The sequence below is a fragment of the Mesorhizobium sp. WSM4312 genome, from assembly GCF_002294875.1.
Classification (GTDB): domain Bacteria; phylum Pseudomonadota; class Alphaproteobacteria; order Rhizobiales; family Rhizobiaceae; genus Mesorhizobium.
This window is the reverse complement of the sequence record NZ_NSFU01000006.1, coordinates 96,374-117,495: the sequence shown is the minus strand read 5'-3', so window position 1 is coordinate 117,495 and position 21,122 is coordinate 96,374. Positions and strand designations below refer to the sequence as shown.

The 21,122-nt window shown below is 64.3% G+C and carries 23 protein-coding genes, 1 pseudogene and 1 riboswitch; of the genes and pseudogenes, 15 read left to right on the top strand and 9 right to left on the bottom strand.

Annotated features, from left to right (window positions below):
- Nucleotides 1–227: 227 nt before the first annotated feature.
- The 3 genes from CK228_RS11260 (at nucleotide 228) to CK228_RS11250 (ending at nucleotide 2,684) form a co-directional block, all read left to right on the top strand.
- The gene (locus CK228_RS11260) at nucleotides 228–1,016 is read left to right on the top strand and encodes a DUF3108 domain-containing protein (RefSeq protein WP_095787900.1); all 789 of its coding nucleotides are present in this window, start codon (nucleotides 228–230) and stop codon (nucleotides 1,014–1,016) included.
- Between the two features lie 82 nt (nucleotides 1,017–1,098).
- Entirely contained in the window at nucleotides 1,099–2,013 is a 915-nt protein-coding gene (locus tag CK228_RS11255; RefSeq protein ID WP_095772247.1) for an EamA family transporter, read from the top strand.
- Nucleotides 2,010–2,684, top strand: a complete 675-nt coding sequence (locus CK228_RS11250; RefSeq protein WP_095772248.1) for a lysoplasmalogenase family protein — start codon at nucleotides 2,010–2,012, stop codon at nucleotides 2,682–2,684. Before CK228_RS11255 ends, CK228_RS11250 begins: the two co-directional genes overlap by 4 nt.
- Here the strand turns inward: CK228_RS11250 and CK228_RS11245 are convergent.
- Together CK228_RS11245 and gloB are read right to left on the bottom strand one after the other, a co-directional pair.
- Nucleotides 2,659–3,099, bottom strand: coding sequence for a cupin domain-containing protein (locus tag CK228_RS11245; protein WP_095787899.1), 441 nt, complete (start codon nucleotides 3,097–3,099; stop codon nucleotides 2,659–2,661). The genes CK228_RS11250 and CK228_RS11245 overlap by 26 nt on opposite strands.
- Before the next feature lie 13 nt (nucleotides 3,100–3,112).
- Entirely contained in the window at nucleotides 3,113–3,880 is a 768-nt protein-coding gene (gene gloB / locus CK228_RS11240) for a hydroxyacylglutathione hydrolase (RefSeq protein WP_095788042.1), read from the bottom strand.
- Between the two features lie 141 nt (nucleotides 3,881–4,021).
- Here gloB and CK228_RS11235 point away from each other — a divergent pair, with 141 nt between their 5' ends.
- From CK228_RS11235 to CK228_RS11215, 5 genes are all read left to right on the top strand, one after another.
- Entirely contained in the window at nucleotides 4,022–4,810 is a 789-nt protein-coding gene (locus CK228_RS11235) for a methyltransferase domain-containing protein (RefSeq protein ID WP_095787898.1), read from the top strand.
- 129 nt (nucleotides 4,811–4,939) lie between these two features.
- On the top strand, nucleotides 4,940–6,760 hold the full coding sequence (locus tag CK228_RS11230) for an ABC transporter ATP-binding protein/permease (RefSeq protein WP_095787897.1): 1,821 nt from the start codon (nucleotides 4,940–4,942) through the stop codon (nucleotides 6,758–6,760).
- A gap of 87 nt (nucleotides 6,761–6,847) precedes the next feature.
- Entirely contained in the window at nucleotides 6,848–7,651 is an 804-nt protein-coding gene (locus CK228_RS11225) for a DUF1194 domain-containing protein (protein WP_095787896.1), read from the top strand.
- A 139-nt stretch (nucleotides 7,652–7,790) separates the two neighbouring features.
- Nucleotides 7,791–8,111: a DUF1330 domain-containing protein gene (locus tag CK228_RS11220; protein ID WP_095787895.1), complete on the top strand. Its 321-nt coding sequence runs from the start codon at nucleotides 7,791–7,793 to the stop codon at nucleotides 8,109–8,111.
- Nucleotides 8,111–8,578 carry a macro domain-containing protein gene (locus tag CK228_RS11215; RefSeq protein ID WP_095787894.1) on the top strand — a complete coding sequence of 156 codons (468 nt, stop codon included), beginning with the start codon at nucleotides 8,111–8,113 and terminating at the stop codon, nucleotides 8,576–8,578. Before CK228_RS11220 ends, CK228_RS11215 begins: the two co-directional genes overlap by 1 nt.
- A 2-nt stretch (nucleotides 8,579–8,580) precedes the next feature.
- Here CK228_RS11215 and metW read toward each other — a convergent pair whose 3' ends face one another.
- Together metW and CK228_RS11205 are read right to left on the bottom strand one after the other, a co-directional pair.
- A complete protein-coding gene (gene metW / locus CK228_RS11210) occupies nucleotides 8,581–9,198 on the bottom strand; it encodes a methionine biosynthesis protein MetW (protein ID WP_095788041.1) in 618 nt (205 codons plus the stop codon).
- A 58-nt stretch (nucleotides 9,199–9,256) separates the two neighbouring features.
- Nucleotides 9,257–10,426, bottom strand: coding sequence for a homoserine O-acetyltransferase (locus tag CK228_RS11205; protein ID WP_095787893.1), 1,170 nt, complete (start codon nucleotides 10,424–10,426; stop codon nucleotides 9,257–9,259).
- 106 nt (nucleotides 10,427–10,532) lie between these two features.
- A riboswitch (SAM riboswitch) is annotated at nucleotides 10,533–10,610 on the bottom strand.
- A gap of 172 nt (nucleotides 10,611–10,782) precedes the next feature.
- Here CK228_RS11205 and hisC point away from each other — a divergent pair.
- Both hisC and CK228_RS11195 read left to right on the top strand, forming a co-directional pair.
- Nucleotides 10,783–11,892: a histidinol-phosphate transaminase gene (gene hisC, locus CK228_RS11200; protein ID WP_095788040.1), complete on the top strand. Its 1,110-nt coding sequence runs from the start codon at nucleotides 10,783–10,785 to the stop codon at nucleotides 11,890–11,892.
- Between the two features lie 23 nt (nucleotides 11,893–11,915).
- Nucleotides 11,916–12,851 (top strand): prephenate/arogenate dehydrogenase family protein, encoded by a 936-nt coding sequence (locus tag CK228_RS11195; protein WP_179295878.1) that lies wholly within the window; start codon nucleotides 11,916–11,918, stop codon nucleotides 12,849–12,851.
- On the opposite strand, the gene CK228_RS11190 is transcribed toward CK228_RS11195, so the two are convergent.
- Both CK228_RS11190 and CK228_RS11185 read right to left on the bottom strand, forming a co-directional pair.
- Complete coding sequence (locus tag CK228_RS11190; RefSeq protein ID WP_095787891.1) at nucleotides 12,848–13,777, bottom strand: sugar kinase; 930 nt, start codon at nucleotides 13,775–13,777, stop codon at nucleotides 12,848–12,850. The genes CK228_RS11195 and CK228_RS11190 overlap by 4 nt on opposite strands.
- Nucleotides 13,778–13,783: 6 nt before the next feature.
- Entirely contained in the window at nucleotides 13,784–14,782 is a 999-nt protein-coding gene (locus CK228_RS11185; RefSeq protein ID WP_095787890.1) for a DUF2125 domain-containing protein, read from the bottom strand.
- Between the two features lie 153 nt (nucleotides 14,783–14,935).
- Here CK228_RS11185 and CK228_RS11180 point away from each other — a divergent pair, with 153 nt between their 5' ends.
- The 3 genes from CK228_RS11180 to CK228_RS11170 all read left to right on the top strand — a co-directional run bounded on the left by CK228_RS11180 (nucleotide 14,936) and on the right by CK228_RS11170 (nucleotide 17,243).
- Nucleotides 14,936–15,457 (top strand): gamma-glutamylcyclotransferase, encoded by a 522-nt coding sequence (locus CK228_RS11180; protein WP_095772257.1) that lies wholly within the window; start codon nucleotides 14,936–14,938, stop codon nucleotides 15,455–15,457.
- A 124-nt stretch (nucleotides 15,458–15,581) separates the two neighbouring features.
- Complete coding sequence (locus CK228_RS11175) at nucleotides 15,582–16,529, top strand: aldo/keto reductase (RefSeq protein WP_095787889.1); 948 nt, start codon at nucleotides 15,582–15,584, stop codon at nucleotides 16,527–16,529.
- Between the two features lie 87 nt (nucleotides 16,530–16,616).
- On the top strand, nucleotides 16,617–17,243 hold the full coding sequence (locus tag CK228_RS11170; RefSeq protein ID WP_095787888.1) for a LysE family translocator: 627 nt from the start codon (nucleotides 16,617–16,619) through the stop codon (nucleotides 17,241–17,243).
- Between the two features lie 18 nt (nucleotides 17,244–17,261).
- Here CK228_RS11170 and CK228_RS11165 read toward each other — a convergent pair whose 3' ends face one another.
- On the bottom strand, nucleotides 17,262–18,050 hold the full coding sequence (locus CK228_RS11165) for a 1-acyl-sn-glycerol-3-phosphate acyltransferase (protein ID WP_095787887.1): 789 nt from the start codon (nucleotides 18,048–18,050) through the stop codon (nucleotides 17,262–17,264).
- 115 nt (nucleotides 18,051–18,165) lie between these two features.
- Nucleotides 18,166–19,051, bottom strand: a pseudogene (locus CK228_RS11160) (LysR family transcriptional regulator).
- 107 nt (nucleotides 19,052–19,158) lie between these two features.
- On the opposite strand from CK228_RS11160, the gene CK228_RS11155 reads away from it, so the two are divergent.
- Both CK228_RS11155 and CK228_RS11150 read left to right on the top strand, forming a co-directional pair.
- A complete protein-coding gene (locus CK228_RS11155) occupies nucleotides 19,159–19,629 on the top strand; it encodes a DUF1348 family protein (RefSeq protein ID WP_095787886.1) in 471 nt (156 codons plus the stop codon).
- 81 nt (nucleotides 19,630–19,710) lie between these two features.
- Nucleotides 19,711–20,343 carry a pyridoxamine 5'-phosphate oxidase family protein gene (locus CK228_RS11150; RefSeq protein WP_095787885.1) on the top strand — a complete coding sequence of 211 codons (633 nt, stop codon included), beginning with the start codon at nucleotides 19,711–19,713 and terminating at the stop codon, nucleotides 20,341–20,343.
- 18 nt (nucleotides 20,344–20,361) lie between these two features.
- Here the strand turns inward: CK228_RS11150 and CK228_RS11145 are convergent, their stop codons facing one another.
- Nucleotides 20,362–21,087 carry a YdcF family protein gene (locus CK228_RS11145; RefSeq protein WP_095787884.1) on the bottom strand — a complete coding sequence of 242 codons (726 nt, stop codon included), beginning with the start codon at nucleotides 21,085–21,087 and terminating at the stop codon, nucleotides 20,362–20,364.
- Nucleotides 21,088–21,122: the final 35 nt, after the last annotated feature.

Sequence of the window (21,122 nt, the reverse complement as noted above, 5' to 3'; positions counted from 1 at the left end):
AAACCTTTGTGCCCACGCCGGGTGGCGCGCGGTTCTGGTCAGGCGGCCTTATGGAAAAAGTTGGCGTTCCATAGTTGCATTTCACCGGGGCGTCAAGCTCCGGCTTCGCCACGGAAGCGCCCGGCATTTCATATTAAGGCCGGATTTCATCCTATAAGCGGTCTCATAGGGACATGCCAGACCGGAGTCGCCCGCCTCCGGCCGAAAATCAAGGATCCGATCCCGTCATGCTTCGTTTGTCTCACGCGCTTGTTGCCGTGCTCGCCGTCGCCTTGCCGTCCGCCGCGTCGGCTGCCTCGCCGCAGTCGTTCAAGGGTGAGTACACGGTGTCATTCCTTGGTCTCTCGATCGCGAAATCGACCTTCTCCAGCCATTACGAGAACGGCGCCTACGCGATCGAAGGTAGCGTGACCGCTGCGGGCCTCGCCAAATTATTCGACGACACGCGCGGCACGGTCTCGTCGAAGGGCACGATTTCCGGCAAGAAAATGGTGCCCCAGGCGTTCCGTGCCGATTATACCTCCGGCAAGAAGGTGTCGGCGATCGACATTCGCTTTGCCAACGGCGCCGTCACCTCTACGCAGGTCATCCCGGCGCCTGGCAAGCGCGATCCCAACGACTGGGTGCCGATCGGCGCCGGCGACCTGGCATCGGTACTCGATCCGATGGCCGCCACCGTCATCCACGCCGACAGCCTCGATCAGGTCTGCGGCCGCACGGTCAAGTTCTATGATGGCGAGATGCGCGCCGACCTGACGCTGACCTATGATTCGAAAGGCACCATCTCGGTGCCGGGCTACAAGGGCGACACCATCACCTGCCGGATGGGTTTCGAGCCGGTGGCCGGCTATCGCAAGGGCCGCAAGGCGCTGAACTATCTCAGGAACAAAAGCCGGATGATGGTGACGTTTGCACCGCTCGGCCAAACCGGCGTATATGCGCCGATCCACGCTACGGTAGGGACCCAGATCGGTCCGCTGACCATAAGCGCGAGACGGTTCGAAGCAGTCGAGTAATCTTACGCAATTTCGGGACGACCACCGCCACGCGGTTTCCCGAGATTGTGGTGGGCGCCTCGGTGCGCCGTCGGGGGCAGGAATGGGGCGCGCAACACTGATCGGTTTTTCAGCGGTCGCCATGTGGGCGCTTCTGGCGCTGCTCACCGATGCGTCCGGCAAGGTGCCGCCGTTCCTTTTGTCGGCGCTCACCTTCTCGATCGGCACCGGCGTCGGCCTTGTCGCGCGGTTGTTCATGCCGGCCGCCGAGAGGAGCCAGAAAATACCGCCGCAGGTCTGGCTGATCGGTATTGCCGGCCTGTTCGGCTACCACTTTTTCTATTTCACAGCGCTGCGCAACGCGCCGGCGGTGGAGGCGAGCCTGATCGCCTATCTGTGGCCGCTGCTGATCGTGCTTGGCTCCGCCCTTATGCCGGGCGAAAAACTGGCGTGGAACCATGTCGTCGGCGCGTTGCTCGGCCTGGCCGGCACCGTGCTGATCGTCACCAAGGGCGGCGGGCTGGCCTTCGATGCGCGCTACGCCTTCGGTTACGCCATGGCGGCCGTCTGCGCCCTGCTCTGGTCGTCCTATTCGCTTTTGTCACGGCGCTTTCCCTCGGTGCCGACCAGCATCGTCACCTGGTTCTGCGCGGCGACCGCCGTGCTGTCGCTCGTCTGCCATCTGGCGCTGGAACAAACCGTTCTGCCAAATGGCGCGGGCCAGTGGCTGGCCGTGCTCGGACTTGGCCTGATGCCGGTGGGTGCGGCCTTCTATGCCTGGGACATCGGCGTCAAGCGCGGCAACATTCAGGTGCTGGGCGCGGCAAGCTACTTGGCGCCGTTGCTCTCGACGCTGGTGCTGATTGCGGCCGGCGTTGCCGAGCCGTCGCTGCGTATCCTCGCCGCCTGCGTGCTCATCACCGGTGGCGCGGCCCTGGCGGCGAAGTCGCTGTTCCTGCGCAAGCCGGCCCAGGCCGAGAGCCAAGCCAAGGCATCCGAAAGCGGAGCTGCGGCATGACGATGCCGTTTGCCGGCGGCATCGACGCCAATGCCAATGCGACGCTGATCTTCTCGCTGGTGGCGGCGGTGATCTATGCCTTCACGCTGGGCATGCCGCCGAGCCTCGCCCGCTCCGCGGCCAAGACGCTCGCGGTCGCGATGCTTGCCGTGCTTTCGGCGCTGCAAAGCGGCCCGCTGCTGCTGGTCGCGGCCCTTGCGCTCAGCGCGGTGGGCGACGCGTTCTTGTCGCGCGACGGCGAAAAGGCGTTTCTCGGTGGGCTCGCCAGCTTCCTTGTCGCCCACATCGTCTACATCGCGCTGTTCCTGCGCAGCGGCGGCGGGTTGGGACTGCTTGGGGCCGAGCCCTGGCGCGGGGCGATCGCGCTGGCACTGGCGGTGTTCGTCATCGTCATGCTGGCCGCGCTCTGGCGCCGTGTCGGGCCCGGCCTGCGCGTGCCGATCGCCATCTATGTCGTGGCGATCCTGGCGATGGGCATGGCGGCGCTGACCACCAACAGCGCCTGGGTCATCGGCGGCGCGGTGCTGTTCATGGCATCGGACGGTCTGCTGGCCACCGAGAAATTTCTGGTGGCGGCCATCTCGCCGCATCGCGCCTGGATGCGTTTGGCCGTCTGGGTGCTGTACTACGCAGCCCAGCTTGGGATTACGCTGGGGTTCCTGCTGGGTTAGGATTCCAGCCCGGCTCGGCCAGTTCGAAGGCGGCGAAATCAAAGCCCGGCGCGACCGTACAGCCGACCAGCGTCCATTCGCCCAGGCTGCGCGCCGACTGCCACCAGCCCGCCGGCACGACGATCTGCGGCCGTTCGCCGGCCGCGAGGCCGATGCCGAGCACCTGCTCAATGACGGCAGCGCCTTCTTGCCACATCGACAGCGCCAGCGGCGCGCCGGCATGGAAATGCCAGACCTCGGCTGCGTCCTTGACCCGATGCCAGGCCGAAAGCTGGTGCTGTTCCAGCAGGAAATAGATGGCGGTCGAATGGCCGCGCGCTCCGCCGGCCTCGTCACGAAAGGTTTCCGCGTACCAGCCGCCTTCCGGATGCGGCTTCAGTCCGAGGGTGGCGATGATTTCTGCTGCGCTGGTCATCGGTCGGAGCTGCTCAGAAATTGTCCTTGCGCTTGCGGATCTCGGCGAACACCTCGGCGTCCCCGGCCTTTTCCATGCCGAGATGCTTGCGGATCGCCGGATCGTGCCAGCGCAGGAAGGGATTGGTCGACAGTTCCTCGCCGATCGTCGTCGGCAGTGTCGGCTTGTTGTCGACCCGCAGTGCCTCGATCCTGGCGGCGCGCTCCTTCAAGGCCGAATTGGTCGGGTCGACGGTCAGCGCGAAACGGGCGTTGGCGAGCGTGTATTCATGGCCGCAATAGATCGTCGTCGCGGCGGGAAGGGCTGCGAGTTTCTTCAGCGAGTCGTACATCACCGGCGGCTTGCATTCGAACAGCCGCCCACAGCCCAGCGCAAACAGCGTGTCGGCGGTGAACGCCACCTGCGATGCCGGCAGATAATAGGAGACATGGCCGGCGGTATGGCCGGGTGTGGCGATCACCTCGATGCGCTCGTCGCCAAGATGAAGGACGGAGCCCTCCTCGACGGTTTCGTCGATGCCGGGGATCTTGGCCTTTTCCGCCTCCGGGCCGACGATGCGCAGCCTGAAGCGCTCCTTCAGCGCCAGATTGGCCTCGACGTGGTCCATATGATGATGCGTGGTCAGGATCATCGTCGGCGTCCAGCCGGTGCGCTTGATCGCGGCCAGGATCGGCGCTTCCTCGGGCGCGTCGATGATCGCCGTCTGCCCGCTTTTGGGGTCATGCACCAGCACGCCGAAATTGTCGCTCCGGCACATGAACTGTTCGATTTCGACCGCCATCTCGGCTTTCTCCATTGTCGCCGCAGACATAGGGCGCCAGCGCGGGAATGTCATCCAGGGATGTCGAGTAACATCTCGTGACGCGGACCTCTTTCGAGGCCTTTTGTTGAAACACGCCGATATCGCGGCTACATCCCTGACATGCATTCCGACATCGTCGACCTTCGCTCCTTCTATTCGACAACGCTTGGCCGGTTCGCCGAGCGTTCGATCACCATGGCGCTGTCGTCGATATGGGCGGCTGTCCCCAATGAACGGCTGGTCGGGCTTGGCTATACCTTGCCCTGGCTGGAGCGTTTCGGCTCCGATGCCGAGCGGGTCTTTGCCTTCATGCCGGCGACGCAGGGCGCCGTGGTCTGGCCGGCAACCGGGCCGACGGCGACCGCTTTGGTCTTCGACGAGGAACTGCCGCTGGTCGATTCCTGCATCGACCGCATGCTGCTCGTCCATTCGCTCGAACATGTCGAAAACCCGCGCGAGACGCTGAACGAGATCTGGCGGGTGCTGTCGCCCGCGGGGCGCGTCGTCATCGTTGTGCCAAACCGCCGCGGTGTCTGGGCGCGCTTCGAGCATACGCCGTTCGGCAATGGCCGGCCGTTCTCGCGCGGGCAACTGACGGAACTGCTGCGCGAGGCGAATTTCACGCCTGCCGCCTGGTCGGATGCGCTATTCTTCCCGCCATCGCGGCGGCGCTTCATGATGCGCTTCCACAATGTGCTGGAGCGCGCCGGCCGGCGGCTGTGGCCGATCTTTTCCGGCGTCATCGTCGTCGAGGCGCAGAAGCGGCTCTATCAGGGCGTGCCGGTCGCCCAGCGCGCCTCGCGCCGCGTCTTCGTGCCGGTGCTGTCGCCACACGGCGCGACGCGGCTCGGCCGCCGGGCCGAGGCGACAGGCGGGGCCATGCCGTCTCGCCAGGTGAAACCTTCGTGATCATGCTAGAAACGCGCACGGCGCGTCCCTCCTCGACCTATCTGTCGTGGTGAACTCGCTACCTGCCTGATATGCGGATGCCGTCATCATCCGGTTTCAGCATCGCACCTGAACGCAAGGACCTCTGACATGGCTGATCAACTTGACAATCAGGCCACCGTTCAGCCGGTCGCTGTCGAGGCCAGCAGCCTGCGTGATCAGGTTGCGACGATCAGGCGGGCGCTGGTGGTGTCGCCGGTCCGCAAATGGCTGCTGTGGACGTCGGTCGGCATCATGGCCGTCATCATCGCGACCTCGATCGGCCAGGTCCTGCTCAACCGCTGGAACCAGCCCTTCTACGATGCGCTGGCACGCCGCGACATGGCGGCCTTCGTGCACCAGCTCCTTGTCTTTGCGATGATCGCCGGCGGGCTGCTGGTGCTCAATATCGGCCAGACCTGGCTCAACCAGATGATCCGGCTGAAGCTGCGCGAGGCGCTGACGCTCGACCTGATCGACCAGTGGATGCGGCCGGCACGCGCCTTCCGGCTGGCCAATGCCGGCGCCATCGGCGTCAATCCCGACCAGCGCATGCAGCAGGATGCGGCGCATCTGTCCGACCTGTCGACCGATCTCGGCGTCGGGCTCCTGCAGTCGCTCATCCTGCTCGTGTCCTTCGTCGGCGTGCTGTGGGAACTGTCTTCGGGCTTCGTCTTCCACATCAACGGCTGGTCGCTGGCCATACCGGGTTACATGGTCTGGGCGGCGTTCCTCTATGCCGGCACCGCCTCCTGGCTGAGCTGGCTGGTCGGCCGGCCGCTCATCAAGCTGAACAGCGACCGCTACACACGAGAGGCGGAGCTGCGCTCCTCGATGGTGCGCGTCAACGAGAATGTCGATGCCATCGCGCTGTACCATGGCGAGGCCGACGCCAGGCAGCGGCTCGAACTCGACCTCGGCACGGTGCTGGGCGCCATGCGGCGCATCTATACCGCACAGATCAACCTGTCCTGGGTGACCGATACCTATGGCTGGATTACCGTCGTGGCGCCGATCCTGGTTGCCTCGCCCGTCTATTTCTCGGGCGATATCAGCTTTGGCGGGCTGATGATGGCGGTCGGCGCCTTCAACCAGGTCCATTCCTCGTTGCGCTGGTTCATCAACAATATCGGCAGCATCGCCGATTGGCGGGCCACGCTGATGCGTGTCGCCGACTTCCGCATCGCGCTCGATGAAACCGATGTGCTGCACGACACCGAAAGGCGCATCACCTTCGATCTGAACGCCAATGGCAGCCTGACGTTCGAGAAGCTCCAGGTGGCCTCGCCGGAGGGCTGCACAAAACTCTCCGAGCAGCATGTCGAGATCCGCGCCGGCGATCGCGTGATGATCACCGGCGAACCCGGCGCCGGCAAGACGCTGTTCTTCCGCGCCATTGCCGGGCTGTGGCCCTGGGGCAGGGGAAAAATCGGCCTGCCGGCCGGAGAACCCCTCATCTTCGTGCCACGCGTGCCGTATTTGCCGGCCGGCACGTTGCGCGACGTGCTCAATCACGCCAACGGGCATGCGCCCGCGAGTGACGCCGACATTGTGGCGGTGCTGGCCGAGGTTGGCCTGGAACGGCTGTCGTCCTCGCTCGACCGCGTCGGGCGCTGGGACCATGAACTGGGCGATGACGAGCAGCGCTTGCTGGGCGTGGCCAGGCTCGCCTTGCGGCAGCCGAAATGGGTGATCATCGACGAAGCCATGGATGCGTTCGACGGCCCCTCGCTGCGGCGTGTTCTGGCGATGCTGGAAAAGCATCTGAAGGGCGCCACGATCATCAACATCGGGCGCGGGCAGCACAATATTCAGTTCTTTCCGCGCGGCCTGACGATCGTCAAGGATTCCGGTGCGCCAGCGCTGAAGCCCGCCCACGTCAGGGCCGGCGCCATCGATCCGCCGCCGGTCGCGGTCCGCCGCAAGAAGTAGGGCCGTTTCCCGCACTCTCGCTGCAAGCTTTATTTCGCCGCGATCGCGAAGGAAGATTTCCCCGAGAAACAAAACGTGGCGGTGGTGATGCTTGATGCTCTGCGCCTGCTTGCCTGTCTTGCCTGTGTCCAGCCAACGCCCGTTGCCTCGCCATCGGGTGCGCTGGCTGTCGACGTCGAATTGGTGTTGGCGGTCGATATATCCCTGTCGATGGACGAGAAGGAATTCGCCCTGCAACGCGCCGGCTATGTCGAGGCGCTGCGCCATCCCGACTTCATCCACGCCATCCGGTCCGGCAATACCGGCCGCATCGCGATTGCCTATTTCGAATGGGCCGGCACGGTGCGCGACGACGCGGTCATCGACTGGCAGATCATTGATGGCGCGCAAAGCGCCAACAGCTTTGCCGACAAGGTGGCGGCGCGCCCGTTCCGGAGTTTTCGCGGCACCTCGATTTCCACGGCAATTGCCTTCGGCACGGGGCTGTTCGGCAGGACGAATTTCGCCAGTGAGCGCAGCGTCATCGATATATCGGGCGATGGCCCCAACAATATCGGGCCGCCGGTCACCGCGACGCGCGATGCGGCAACCGCAAAAGGCATCGTCATCAACGGCCTGCCGATCCTGATCAATCCATCGCCCACCTTCAAGCATCTCGACCAGTACTATGCGCAGTGCGTGACCGGCGGACCCGGCTCTTTCGTGCTGCCCATCCACTCGGCTGCCGAATTTTCCACCGCCATCCGGCGCAAGCTGATCCTCGAAGTGAGCGGTATTCAGGACAAGGCCAGGATCATCCCCGTCGACGCGGATGCGCCGATCGACTGCCTGCAAGGCGAACGCGACAGGCGGTTCCTTTCGGATCCGTATTTTCCGGAACTCGACCGGTGAAAATGCGCAAGAGCGCCTGTCGCCGGCCGTCGAAGGCGCCGATTCCATTACCTCGGGCGTAATCGCTTTGTGTCAGGTGTTCCGGCAGATTGCCCTGGCGAGGCCGGTTGGTCGGTCTCGATGCAAAGGGAGTTACGTCATGACCGCTTACGCCATCGCCCATATGCGCCAAGTCACGATGGGTCCGCAGATCGTCGAGTATCTGCACAGGATCGATGCCACGCTGGAGCCTTTCGGCGGCCGTTTCCTGGTCCATGGCGGCGATGTGGAGGTGATCGAGAACGACTGGCCGGGCAACCTCATCGTCATCGAATTTCCTGACCGCCAGCATGTGCGCGAGTGGTATGCTTCGCCCGCCTATCAGGCGATCCTTTCACTGCGCACCGATAATTCGGACTCCGACGTAATCATCGTTGACGGCATCGAGCGTCCGCACAAGGCTACCGATGTGCTTGGCTGATGGAACTGCCCATGCGGACGATTCGTGGCGATCTGTTGCAACTTGCGCTCGACGGAGAGTTCGACGCGATCCTGCATGGCTGCAATTGCCAATGCCAGATGGGCAAGGGCATTGCCCTTTCCATCAAGCAGCGGTTTCCAGAGGCCTACGCCGCGGATATCGCGACCGTGAAAGGCGACCGCTCCAAGCTGGGTACTATCTCGGTTGCCGAGATCCGGCGCGAAGATCGAAATTTCCACGTCATCAATGGCTACACCCAGTTCCATTGGCAGGGCCAGGGCGTGAAGGCTGACTATGGCGCCATCCGCAGTGTCATGAACGCGGTCAAGGCTGGATTCGCCGGCCGGAGGATCGGCTATCCCAGGATTGGCGCGGGTCTGGCGGGAGGCGATTGGGCAACGATTGCTTCAATCATCGATGAGGAGCTTGCGGACGAGAACCACCAGCTGGTCGAATACGCGCCGTAACGTCAGCTCCGTTTCAGCAGAAACACCGCCTGCTGGCCAAAGAAGTTCCAGAACCACCAGGGCATGGACAGGCCGATCTTCTGGCCGGCGGCGTCGAGCGCGGTCGCCTTTTCCACCGTCGCGCCAAGCTCGTCGCACAGGTTGACGAAGTCGCGGATGGTGCAGAAGTGGATATTGGGGGTGTCGTACCAGGAATAGGGCAGGTCCTGCGTCACCGGCATGCGGCCCTTGACGAACAGCGACAGACGTACCCGCCAATGGCCGAAATTGGGGAAGGAGACGATCGCCCGGTTGCCGATGCGGAGCAATTCGTCGAGCACCAGCTTCGGGTTGCGCGTCGCCTGCAAGGTCTGCGACAGGACGACGAAGTCAAAGCCCTTGTCGGGATAGAATTCGAGATCCTTGTCGGCATCGCCCTGGATGACGGAGAGGCCGCGCGCCACGCATTCGTTGACGCCGCGCTGCGACAGTTCCAGTCCGCGGCCGTCGACCTGCTTGGTGTCCTGCAGCAATTCAAGCAGCGAGCCGTCGCCCGAACCAACATCGAGCACGCGGGACTGCGGTGGGATGAGATTGGCGACGACCTCGAGGTCGACGCGCTGGCTGCCGTTGACGCTCATGATGTCGTCTCCTTTGCGGCGCATGATCCCGATCCTGAAAGGCTGCAACTTTCCGGGGTCATGCGCTTAGCCCTCTCGCCCGCGCCGCGGAGCCGATGAAGCCGTTGATGGCGGCGAACAGTTCCGGCTCGTCGAGCAGGAAGGCATCGTGGCCACGGTCGGTCTCGATCTCGACGAAGGACACGGACGCGCCGGCGGCGTTGAGCGCGTGCACGATGGAGCGGCTTTCTTCCGTCGGAAACAGCCAGTCCGATGTGAACGACACCAGGCAGAAGCGGGTCTTGGTTCCGGCAAAGGCGTCCGCCAGCCTGCCGCCATGGTCGGCGGCGAGGTCGAAATAGTCCATCGACCGCGTCATGTAGAGATAGGAATTGGCGTCGAAGCGGTCGACGAAAGTCATGCCCTGGTGGCGCAGATAGCTTTCGATCTGAAAATCGGCGTCGAAGCCGAACGTCAGCGCTTCGCGGTCCTGCAAGTTGCGGCCGAATTTTCGATGCAGGGCGGCTTCGGAGAGATAGGTGATGTGGGCGGCCATGCGCGCCACCGCCAGGCCTTTTTCCGGGCGCTTGCCGTGTTCGAAATATTTGCCGCCATGCCAGTCCGGATCGGCCATGACGGCCTGCCGGCCGACCTCGTGGAAGGCAATGTTCTGTGAGGAATGGCGCGCGCCGGTGGCGATCGGCAGCGCCGAAAAGACGCGCTCGGGATAGCTCGACGCCCATTCCAGCACCTGCATGCCGCCCATCGAGCCGCCGAGCACGCAGAACAGTTTCTCGATGCCGAAATGGTCGATCAGCATCTGCTGCGCACGCACCATGTCGCGGATCGTGATGACGGGCAGGTCAAGCCCATAGGGCTTGCCGGTGGCGGGGTTGGTCGAAGCCGGCCCGGTGGAGCCCAGGCAGCCGCCGATGACGTTGGAGCAGATGACGAAGAAGCGGCTGGTGTCAATGATCCTGCCGGGGCCGATCAGCACTTCCCACCATCCCGGCTTGCCGGTCACCGGATTGGTGCTGGCGACATGCTGGTCGCCGGTCAGTGCATGGCAGACGAGGATGGCATTGGAGCGGGCATCGTTCAGCGTGCCGTAGGTCTGGTAGGCGATCTGGAACGGCGACAGAAGCGTGCCGGCGTCGAGCTTGAGCGGCTTGTCCGCCCCGAAGCGCAACACCGGGCTCGACGGCTGGTCGGCCTCGTTGTTGGTCTTTCCTGCGCGCAGAGCGGCCATTCTTGTCTCACTCGCTGCATCATATCGGGCGAAAAATCGCCGCCGATGCGTCCGTCCGGCCGGTCGCGGACAATAAAAAACCGGCATTGCCATTCGCAAAGCCGGTTACGTCACGCAAACGGCCCTTTAGCGAATTGTTTAACGTGGCTGCAAGCCGACCGGCCAAATCACCACGGAACTGTTGCTGTCCTTCTAGAACTCGCCCGCCCTGCCGTCAATGCCGACATCTGGGCCGACATCTCGGCCGGCATCTGGGCCGGCTGCTGGCACCACTGCCACCTCTCGACATTATCGGCCACGGCTTGTATTTCCGCTGCGGCCTCCGGATCGAGGCATTTTCGATGGATTTTGCAAAAATGAACCAGAGACCGGATCAGGCACGTCCAACCCCGCGCGCGGGCATCATGGACATTGACGCCTATGTGCCGGGCAAGAGCGCCGCACCCGCCGGTGTCGCCAAGGTCTACAAGCTGTCGTCCAACGAGAACCCGCTTGGCCCGTCGCCGAAGGCGATCGAGGCCGCGCGTGAAGTCGCCGCCAGGCTCGACATCTATCCCGACGGCACCGCCAGACGGCTGCGCGAGGCGATCGCGGAAGTGCATGGCCTCAACGCGCAGAACATCATCTGCTCCAACGGCTCCGACGAGATCCTCGGCCTGCTGGCGCAGACCTATCTCGCACCCGGCGACGAGGCCATATTCACCGAACACGCCTTCATGGTCTACAAGATCTACATCCAGTCGGCAGGGGCTGCGCCGATCGCGGTCAAGGAGACCGATGAGCGGGCCGACATCGATGCGATACTGGCGGCCGTCACGCCGCGCACGAAGATCGTGTTCCTTGCCAATCCCAACAATCCGACCGGCACCTATGTGCCGTTCCAGGAGGTGCGCCGCCTGCATGCCGGCCTGCCCAAACATGTGCTGCTGGTGCTCGACGCGGCCTATGCCGAATATGTCCGCCGCAACGACTATGAGGCCGGCATCGAACTGGTTGGCAGCGCCGAGAATGTGGTCATGACCCGCACCTTCTCCAAGATCGGCCTCGGTGGCGCGCGGATCGGCTGGATGTATGCGCCCATGCACATCGTCGACGCCATCAATCGCGTCCGCGGTCCCTTCAACGTCAATGCGACGGCGATCGAGGCCGGCATCGCGGCAATCCGCGACCGCGCTCACGTCGAGCGCAGCGTGGCGCATAACGAGACCTGGCTGACCTGGCTGAGCCAGGAGATGAGCGGACTCGGGCTGCGGGTGACGCCCAGCGTCGGCAATTTCCTGCTCATTCACTTTCCCGACGACCAGAAGCATTCGGCGGCCGCGGCGGACGATTATCTGACCGCGCGCGGCTATATCCTAAGGCGCGTTTCCGGCTACGGCTTCCCCAACGCGCTGCGCATGACCGTCGGCACGGAAGAGGCCAGTCGCGGCGTCGTCGCCGCGCTCACGACATTCCTGAAAAGCTAGAACGCCCGAAAAGCAGGAACACCATGACATCACCGATGTTTGAAAAGATCGCGCTGGTCGGCATCGGCCTGATCGGCTCGTCGCTGGCCCGCGTCATCCGACGCGAGGGCCTTGCCGGCCACGTTGCCATCTCGACCCGCAGCGCCGCGACGCTGAAGCGGGCGGAGGAACTTGGACTGGGCGATTCCTACACGACGGATGCGAAGGAAGCGGTCCGCGATGCCGACCTGGTCATCGTCTCGGTGCCGGTCGGCTCGTCCGGCGCGGTGGCTGGGGAGATCGCGCCGGCGCTGAAGAAGGGCGCCACCCTCACCGATGTCGGCTCGACCAAGGCCTCGGTCATCGCGCAGATGCAGCCGCATGTGCCTGATGGCGTTCATTTCATTCCCGGCCATCCGCTGGCGGGCACGGAAAAATCCGGACCGGATGCCGGTTTCGCCGATCTGTTCGACAATCGCTGGTGCATCTTCACGCCGCTGCCGGGCACCGATCCGGACGCGCTCGAGAGGCTGTCGGAATTCTGGCGCCGCTGCGGCGCCAACATCGACACGATGGATCCCCAGCATCACGACATGACACTGGCCATCGTCTCGCATCTGCCGCACATCATCGCCTACAACATCGTCGGCACCGCCGACGATCTGGAATCGGTGACCAAGACGGAAGTCATCAAATATTCGGCCTCCGGCTTTCGCGACTTCACCCGTCTGGCCGCCTCCGACCCGACCATGTGGCGGGACGTCTGCCTGCACAACAAGGATGCGATCCTGGAAATGCTGGCGCGGTTCTCGGAAGATCTGGCATTCCTGCAGCGGGCGATCCGCTGGGGCGATGGCGACAAATTGTTCGATCTGTTCACCCGCACCCGCGCCGTGCGCCGCTCGATCATCGAGGCCGGCCAGGATATCGACGTGCCCGATTTCGGCCGCCAGGCGGTGGAGCATCCGTCGAAGAACTAGGCTGTTTCGGGCCAGGTCGCCATGACCATGGCCAGCGTCTCGGCCCGGTCCGGCGCGCCGAGCCTGCCGCCAAAGCGCAGGCATTTGAGCGCGGCGGCGGCACTTGCAAAGCGCAAGGCCTGCTCGACCGGCATGGCCTCCGCCAGTCCGACGGCAAAGGCGCCGTGAAAGACGTCGCCGGCGGCGAGCGTGTCGACCGCCTTGATCCTTGGCGCCGCGACATGGCGGGATGATCCCGACGCGCGATCGAACCACCAGGTGCCTGCCGCGCCGCCGGTGACGGCGACGAACGCATCGGTGCGGGAAGCCATTTCGGTGCAAGCGCTCGCCAGATCCAGCGCCTGGCCGCATATGATGCGCACCGAGGGCTCCGAGGCGACGATGTGCGAAGCCAGCGGCAACAACTGCTCCAGCACCGCCAGCGGCGCCGTATCGGCATCGAGGATTGCCGGCCGACCGGCCGCGCGCGCCGCCTCGAGGGCAAGTGTCGCTGCACCGGGCCACCGCACGTCCACCAGCACGGCATCGAATGCCGTGATGTCCGCGAAAGGCAATGCCCCGGGGTCGGCCTGGGCCAGGCTGTCATAGAAAGGCACGATGATGCGCTCGCCATGCGCGTCGACCAGGATCGAGGCCAATGCCGAGCGGGCGCCGCTGACGCGGCGGACATAGCTGCAGTCGACACCCTCGGCCTCGATCCCGGCGATCAGCTGATCGCCGACCGGATCGTCGCCGGTGCTCGCCCACAGCGACACCTCGGCGCCGAGGCGATGCGCGGCGCAGGCAGCGCTGGTGGCCATGCCCGAGGCGATCTGCACGCCATCGGCGGCGATGAACTTTCCCTGATGCGTGGGCAGCGTCTCGACACGCAGGATGGTGTCCAGCGTCAGCGCGCCGACACTGAGGAGCCTCGGGGGTCCCGGCATGGCGCGCTATTGCACCGGCTTGATCTTGCCGAGCGGGATGAAGCCGAGCGAGGCCTTGCCCTTGACCACTTTCAGCGGCATCGACGGTTCGCTGCCGAGCATGGCAAGCGCGGCAAAACCCTGTTCGATCGCATTCGTCTGCTCGGGTATGGCACCGGCCAGAATGGCCGCCACGGCCTTCGGATCCTTGATCCTGATCATCAGATCTGCGTCGACCAGGCCTTCGGCGTCGACCGACAGCGGCCCGGAAACAGTGACTCGCGCCGTGCCTGACGACAAATCGAGGTTGCGGATCTCGACCCTTTGGCCGCGAAGGCTCTTCACCTGCGTTCCGATCAGCGCGACGCCATTCTTCAGCGTGGCGTCGCCGCTGGCATCGAGCGCGGGCAGCACGCGGCCGCCGATCGCATCCGGGTCGATTTCCAGATCGGTGAAGCTGCCGACATAATCGACGTCCTGACCGTTCGGCTGCAGCTGGCCGGCCGCCCTGCCGGCGCTGAACAGTTCCACCGGATCGGTGTCGTCGGCTGGATCGGTCTGGCCCGACAGGCCTTCCGCCTGCAGCGCAATGCGCTGCGGCAGCGGCCATGACAGTTTGACCTTGGCCTGCAGATTGTCCCAGTCGATCCACAGCGGCACCATGCCGGGGACGGAGGTCCTGAGCGGACCGCGCAGGTCGGCGACCGGCGACAAGGGCTGGATGATCTGGGCGACGGCATTGAAGGAGCCGGCCGAGGCCGCGATGTTCTTGGCATCGTCCTCATACGCCAGATTGTCGCAAGAGACGGTAAAGCTCAGGGGATAGCCGCTGACCTGGAGATTGGCGCAGCCGGCTTCGATGCCGCTCTTGTTGAGCGTGGCGACCGCCTTGTCGGCCTCGGTCCTGACCCTGTTGGCCAGATAGAACCAGCCGCCGCTGTAGATGGCGAACAGCACAACGATGAACGCCGCAAGCCAGAACAGGCCGCGGCGGGACTTTGGTTGGCGTTCGTCACTTGACGTCATGCTTTGGCTCTCATTAACCCACGGTGTTGGTGGACGGACCTTCGATTCCGACAACACCTGGTAGACATTGACGAATAGGTAGCCGGGGACGGACGGAAAAACACCGGATTCCGGTGCGGTGTGGCCATTCTTTTTGCAATCAGGCACGGCGATATGGGCGATTTTTGGGTGTTTGGCTACGGTTCGCTGATCTGGCGGCCGGGTTTCGCACATGTCGAGACGCGGCGCGCCCATTTGCACGGCTATCGCCGCTCGCTGTGTGTCTATTCCTTCGTGCACCGTGGCACGCGTGAGCGGCCCGGGCTGGTGCTTGGCCTCGACCATGGCGGCTCCTGCGTCGGCCTGGCTTTCCGCGTGCCTGGACAATTACGCGACGAGGTGATCGCCTATCTGCGTGAGCGCGAACTCGTTACCAGCGTCTATCTCGAGCGCACGCTCAAGGTCCGCCTCGACGGCGGCGGCACGGTCGAAGCGGTCGCCTACATCGTCGACCGCAAGCATGAGCAATATGCCGGCGCGCTGGATGCCGCGCATGCGGCGGCGGTGGTGCGCGGCGCCGCCGGCCAATCCGGCAACAACGAGGATTATGTGCTCAGCACGCTGAAGCATCTGGAGGCACTGGGTATCCGCGACCATTGGCTTGAGGATGTGGCACGGGGGATAGCGCCATCGTGAAGCACTGGCTCTGCTGAAATAGGCGGTCAGGACTTTGACCTTGACGTGGGACGACCTAGCTTAGGCTCCGAACCCAGCCAGCGGGCGGCATGCGCCCCCATCCCAATCATCACGGAGAACCATCTTGCAGAAACGCCGTCTCGGTCGCACCGACCTTTCCATCGCGCCGCTGGTTCTGGGCGGCAACGTCTTCGGCTGGACCGCCGACGAGAAAACCTCCTTCGACCTGCTTGACCGCTTCGTCGCGGGCGGCCTGAACGCCATCGACACGGCCGACGCCTATTCACGCTGGGTGCCCGGCAACACGGGCGGCGAATCGGAAACCATCATCGGCAACTGGATGAAGGACCGTGGCAACCGGGACAAGGTCGTGGTGATCACCAAGGTCGGCTCGGATATGGGGCAGGGGCACAAGGACCTCTCCGCCGCCTATATCGAAAAGGCCGTCGAGGCCTCGCTGAAGCGGCTGCGGACCGATGTCATCGACCTCTACCTGTCGCACTGGCCGGACCCCGCCACGCCCTATGAGGAAACGCTAGGCGCCTATGAGAAGCTGCTTGCCAAGGGCAAGGTCCGCCATATCGGCTGCTCGAACCTCGACGCCGGCCAGTTGCGCGCCGCGCTCGACGTGGCGAGCCTGCGAAGCCTGCCGCGCTACGAGGTGCTGCAGCCGGAATACAATCTCTACGACCGTTCCTCCTTCGATGGGCCGTTGCGCGATCTGTGCGTGGCCGAGGATATCGGCGTCATCACCTATTTCAGCCTGGCCAAGGGCTTCCTGAGCGGCAAATACCGCAGCGAGGCAGATCTCGGCCAAAGCGAACGCGGCGGGGGCGTCAGCAGCTATCTCAATGCGCGCGGCATGCGCATTCTGGCCGCTCTGGATGCCATATCCGCCAAGCACTCGGCGAAACAGGCGGAAGTCGCTCTTGCCTGGGCGATCGCGCGGCCAGGTGTCACCGCACCGATCGCCAGCGCCACCAAGCCCAGCCAGATGGACAGCCTGATCAAGGCGGCGTCGTTGAAATTGACCGCCGACGACATGGCCGAACTCGACAAAGCGAGCGACTGAGGCTTCGGCCGCTCCACGCACGAACGTCCAAGACCTCGCTCCCGTCTTGCCATAGCGTCCTTCGCCATTGGCAAGACAGAGGGTGCGATGACGGAGCCGCTTCTTTCGCAGCCGCAGCTTTGGCGGCCTCTGCTCGCCCTGGTGCTGGCCGCTACGGTGGTCATGGGCAGTCCGGGGCCGGCAACGATAAGCGTCACCGCTGTTGGCGCCGCCTTCGGTCTGCGCGATTCTGTGCGCTACACCTTGGGGATCGTTCTCGGCACGGTCGCCGTGCTGCTGGTCGTGGCGACCGGGATCATGGCGGTGCTTGGCTCGATGCCGAAGCTGGTGCCGGTGCTGGCTGTCGCGTCGGCAGCCTATATCCTCTATCTCGCGTTCAGGATCGCCACGGCGCCGCCGCTGGCGGGGCGCACGGCCGACGCTGCGCGCCCGACCTGGCTGGCCGGGTTTCTGCTGGCTGTGGCCAACCCGAAAGCCTATGTGGCGATCGCCGCCGTGTTCGCTGGCGCCTCGTCGAGCCAGGACGGCGCGGAACTCGGCCTATGGCTGAAGCTGACGGTTCTGGCGGCGATGATCGTTGTCATCCATGCCGTGTGGCTGCTTGCCGGCGCGGCGTTCGCGCGCTTCCTGCGCAGGCCTGCCGCTTCGCGGATCATCAATCTGATCTTTGCCGCGACGCTGGTGCTGACCACGCTGCTGGCCGTCTATGGCTGATCGCCTGGCTGGAGGCTTTCAGGCCTTCGCGCCGAGCTCCCGCAGCCGCTTCAACGCCGTCGGCGGGAAGGCGGGCGGGTTGGGGGCGCGCGATGCCTCGATGAGGAACTGGTCGCAAGCCGCTTCCGTCTCGCCGATCAGCCGCGCCATGAACTCGTCCTTGCCGAGGCCCGGTGGGATCGGCGGCAGGAAACGCGCCTTGATGGTGCCGGGATAACGCAGGAATTTGCGGCGCGGCCAATAGAGGCCGGCGACATGGGCAACCGGCACCACGGGAACACCAAGCTGCGTGTAGATTTCGACGATGCCGTATTTGTAGGCCGGCTCGTCGCCCGGCGCCCGGCGCGTGCCCTCGGGATAGATGATCAACTGGCGCGGGTTGCGCGCCATCTCTTGCTTGGTCGCCGCGACCACTGCCTTCAGGGCCTTGGAGCGGCTGCCGCGATCGACCGGGATCATGCGCATCTTCATGATGTACCAGCCGAAAAACGGGATCCAGGTGAGCTCGCGCTTGAGGATGTAGAGCGGGTCCTGGAGGAAAGGGAAGAAGGCGATCGCATCCCAGAACGACTGGTGCTTGGGCGCCAGGATGAAGGAGCCTTCGGGCAGGTTTTCCTGCCCGGTGATGTCGTTCTTCGTTCCGGCGATCTTGTCGTAGAGCCACATGCAACTGCGCGACCAGAATTTCGGCACGAGCCAGGCGCGGTGGCGGGGCGACAGGAAATAATAGGGGGTCCAGAGGATCATCTGGACGATCAGATTGACGTAGAAGACGAAATTGAACGCCAGCGATCTGACATGGAGCATGGGGGGAGGTCCGGTGAGGAAGTGTGCGTTGGTTACACCAAGCGCGGGGAAAAAGGAAATGGCGCAGCAGTGTCCCGGCCGATGCTGAAGCATGGCTCACGCCAGCGCAGGCACGCTACTCCAATCGCGCCAGCCGCTCCTTCAGACGCGGTGCGGCAAAGTCGAGGAAGGCGCGCAGCTTGACCGGCAGCAGGCCGTGGCCCGCATGCACCAGGCTCACCGGCCACGGTTCCGGCTCGAACTCTTGCAGCAGGATGCGCAGCTTGCCGGACCGCACGGCGGCATCGACCTGATAGGAAAGCACTTTCGTCGGCGGCATCGATCGCCGCCTCGGCGGTGTTGACCTGCAGGCGCGAGCGAACCTGGACCGTGACGTCCGTCTTGCCTCTGGCGAAGCTCCAAGGGGCGGCGGAGGAAAGTCCCTCGAAGGTGATGCAACTGTGGGTGCCGAGATCTTCCGGGGTCGTGGGCGTGCCGTGCTCGGCCAGATAGGCCGGGCTGGCGCAGACAACGCGGCGAATCGAGCCGACGGCGATGGCGACCAGGCTCGAATCCGGCAACTGGTCGATGCGCAGCGCGAGGTCGAAATGGTCCTCGACCAGCTGGGTTATGCGGTCCGCCAGGGTCAGGCGGATATCCACGTCGGGATAGGCAGAGAGAAAGCCGGTGACCACCGGCAACACATGGAGACGGCCAAACACGACCGGCGCGGTGATGGCCAGTTCACCGGTCGGAGCGCTGTACTCGCCGGCCGCGCCGCGTTCAGCCTCGCCAACGTCATCAAGGATGCGGCGGCAGGCCGCAAGATAGGCTTCGCCGGCATCGGTCGGCGTCAGCCGGCGCGTCGAACGGTTCAGGAGCCGGGTGTTGAGATGGCGCTCAAGATCGGAAACCTTGCGGCTGACGGTCGCCAGGGGAATGCCGAAACGGCGGGCCGCGGCGGAAAGGCTGCCGGCCTCCACCGCCGCGACGAAGAGCGACATGGCTTCGAGACGATCCACAACTTCTTCCAGAAAATGGAAGGAACGGTTGCAAATATGCCATCTCCATTTCAGGAATGGAAGGGGCTATATGTCAGTTCGCAGCAGAGCCGCGCCATGGAGTTCTCATGTCTGAAAGTCGCCCACCCCTTCCGCCGTTCAACGCCGAGACCGCCGCGCAAAAGGCCCGCATGGCCGAGGATGCGTGGAATTCGCGCGATCCGGCACGGGTGGCGCTCGCCTATACGATCGACAGCCGCTGGCGCAACCGCGCCGAATTCCTGCAGGGCCGCGATGCTATCCAGGCTTTCCTGACGCGCAAATGGAGCCGCGAGCTCGACTACCGGCTGATCAAGGAGATCTGGGCCTTCCACGGCAGCCGCATCGCCGTGCGCTTCGCCTATGAATGGCACGACGACAGCGGCTCCTGGTTCCGCAGCTATGGCAATGAGAACTGGGAGTTCGACGAGCACGGGCTGATGCGTCTGCGCATCGCCAGCATCAACGACCTGGCGATCAGCGAGGCTGATCGCAAGTACCATTGGCCGTTGGGGCGTCGCCCGGACGACCATCCGACTTTGTCGGCGCTCGGGCTTTAGAGCAGTTCCAGGAAAAGTGTGAAGCGGTTTTCCGTCCGGAATTGCGTCGGCTGGGAGCCGGTTTCAGGCAAGGAGGTTTCGATGGACGCGCATGCTTTCACCAGCGATGTCGCCTTCACGCCGACCGTCAAGGCGATCCAGGCGCGCAAGGGTTCGCGCCAGTCCTACGCCCGCGTCGAGGAGCGTGGTGGCTGGCAGGCTGTCATCACGCCGGACCTTGCCGCCTTCATTGAGATGCAGACCAGCGTCTTCCTGTCGACGGCCAATGGCGATGGCCAGCCCTACATCCAGCATCGCGGCGGCCCGGCCGGCTTTCTCAAGGTGCTGGACGAAAAGACGATCGGCTTCGCGGATTTTGCCGGCAACAGGCAGTTCATCACGCAAGGCAATCTGGCGGACAATCCACGCGCCTTCCTGTTCCTGATCGATTACATGCTGCGCCAGCGCATCAAGATCTGGGGCACGGCGCGCGTCGTCGAGAACGATGCCGAGCTGATGGCGAGGCTGATGCCGCAGGATTACAAGGCACGTCCCGAGCAGATCATCCTGTTCACCGTCTCGGCCTGGGATGCCAATTGCCCGCAACACATCCCGCAGCGCTTCGAAGCGGCTGATGTGGCGGCAGCGCTTGGGGAGCGGGACAGGCGCATTCAACAGCTCGAGCAGGAGGTCAGCCGCCTGAAGGCCGTGTCGAAGGGGACAGACAAGGAATGATGATGGAACGCCGGGGGGTCAGCCGCCGGCCGCGGTCTCGGCCAGCGCAATGCCGTCCGGGGTCGGTTTCATCGGCACGATGCCGCGCGCCAGCGCCAGCAGGTATTTGGTGTATTCGGTGAACAGCACGCGCAACGCCCGCGGCTTGGTCAGCCAGCCGCCATTGTCGAGATTGGAATTGACCACTGGATAGGGTTCCAGCTTGGCGCCATGCAGCAGGCGGCCCATTTCCAGCAGGCTGCGCGGCATGTGGTAATTGTTGGTGACCAGGATCACCGTGCCATAGGCGTGGCTCTCGACCCATTTGGCGCTTTCCTCGGCATTGCCGATCGTGTCGAGCGCGGCACGGTCGATGTCGACGCAGCAGGAAAACAGGTTCTTGTCGCCGCCGGTGGCTGCCTGAAGCTGGCGCCGGCTGGCCGAAGGATGCACGCCGCTGATCAACAGCCGTTCGCCCTTGCCGGACGCCAGCAGATCCATCGCCGCGTCAAGGCGCGACTGGCCGCCGGTCAGCACGATGATGGCATCGGCCTTGGCCGGATTGGCGGGCGTGGTGAGATGGGCGACCTTGTTGGCGAACCAGCCGAAGCCGCCGGCAAACAGCGTTGCGAGAATGAGGAGGGAGAGCGCGGATATCCGCACTGCGGTCTTTAAACGGCTAATCCCGCTATGGTCGCGTAGACGCGCAACCACCACTGGCATCTGTCCAACCGTCCCGGTCGAATCCCGCACGTCCATGGCCATATGGTTAATCCTGAAATGCGGCCTTGGGTAGGTAA

What these genes read in the sequence shown, in the direction of transcription:
- CK228_RS11205 (WP_095787893.1), bottom strand. Translation starts at nt 10,426, where the DNA reads ATGGCCGCTCTGCGCGCAGGAAAGACCAACAACGAGGCCGACCAGCCG.
- CK228_RS11150 (WP_095787885.1), top strand. Translation starts at nt 19,711, where the DNA reads ATGGACGCGCATGCTTTCACCAGCGATGTCGCCTTCACGCCGACCGTC.
- CK228_RS11190 (WP_095787891.1), bottom strand. Translation starts at nt 13,777, where the DNA reads ATGCCGGGACCCCCGAGGCTCCTCAGTGTCGGCGCGCTGACGCTGGAC.
- CK228_RS11170 (WP_095787888.1), top strand. Translation starts at nt 16,617, where the DNA reads ATGACGGAGCCGCTTCTTTCGCAGCCGCAGCTTTGGCGGCCTCTGCTC.
- CK228_RS11250 (WP_095772248.1), top strand. Translation starts at nt 2,010, where the DNA reads ATGACGATGCCGTTTGCCGGCGGCATCGACGCCAATGCCAATGCGACG.
- CK228_RS11245 (WP_095787899.1), bottom strand. Translation starts at nt 3,099, where the DNA reads ATGACCAGCGCAGCAGAAATCATCGCCACCCTCGGACTGAAGCCGCAT.
- metW (WP_095788041.1), bottom strand. Translation starts at nt 9,198, where the DNA reads ATGAGCGTCAACGGCAGCCAGCGCGTCGACCTCGAGGTCGTCGCCAAT.
- CK228_RS11235 (WP_095787898.1), top strand. Translation starts at nt 4,022, where the DNA reads ATGCATTCCGACATCGTCGACCTTCGCTCCTTCTATTCGACAACGCTT.
- CK228_RS11165 (WP_095787887.1), bottom strand. Translation starts at nt 18,050, where the DNA reads ATGCTCCATGTCAGATCGCTGGCGTTCAATTTCGTCTTCTACGTCAAT.
- CK228_RS11185 (WP_095787890.1), bottom strand. Translation starts at nt 14,782, where the DNA reads ATGACGTCAAGTGACGAACGCCAACCAAAGTCCCGCCGCGGCCTGTTC.
- CK228_RS11255 (WP_095772247.1), top strand. Translation starts at nt 1,099, where the DNA reads ATGGGGCGCGCAACACTGATCGGTTTTTCAGCGGTCGCCATGTGGGCG.
- CK228_RS11145 (WP_095787884.1), bottom strand. Translation starts at nt 21,087, where the DNA reads ATGGCCATGGACGTGCGGGATTCGACCGGGACGGTTGGACAGATGCCA.
- hisC (WP_095788040.1), top strand. Translation starts at nt 10,783, where the DNA reads ATGAACCAGAGACCGGATCAGGCACGTCCAACCCCGCGCGCGGGCATC.
- CK228_RS11195 (WP_179295878.1), top strand. Translation starts at nt 11,916, where the DNA reads ATGACATCACCGATGTTTGAAAAGATCGCGCTGGTCGGCATCGGCCTG.
- CK228_RS11215 (WP_095787894.1), top strand. Translation starts at nt 8,111, where the DNA reads ATGGAACTGCCCATGCGGACGATTCGTGGCGATCTGTTGCAACTTGCG.
- CK228_RS11220 (WP_095787895.1), top strand. Translation starts at nt 7,791, where the DNA reads ATGACCGCTTACGCCATCGCCCATATGCGCCAAGTCACGATGGGTCCG.
- gloB (WP_095788042.1), bottom strand. Translation starts at nt 3,880, where the DNA reads ATGGCGGTCGAAATCGAACAGTTCATGTGCCGGAGCGACAATTTCGGC.
- CK228_RS11180 (WP_095772257.1), top strand. Translation starts at nt 14,936, where the DNA reads ATGGGCGATTTTTGGGTGTTTGGCTACGGTTCGCTGATCTGGCGGCCG.
- CK228_RS11230 (WP_095787897.1), top strand. Translation starts at nt 4,940, where the DNA reads ATGGCTGATCAACTTGACAATCAGGCCACCGTTCAGCCGGTCGCTGTC.
- CK228_RS11225 (WP_095787896.1), top strand. Translation starts at nt 6,848, where the DNA reads ATGCTTGATGCTCTGCGCCTGCTTGCCTGTCTTGCCTGTGTCCAGCCA.
- CK228_RS11155 (WP_095787886.1), top strand. Translation starts at nt 19,159, where the DNA reads ATGTCTGAAAGTCGCCCACCCCTTCCGCCGTTCAACGCCGAGACCGCC.
- CK228_RS11260 (WP_095787900.1), top strand. Translation starts at nt 228, where the DNA reads ATGCTTCGTTTGTCTCACGCGCTTGTTGCCGTGCTCGCCGTCGCCTTG.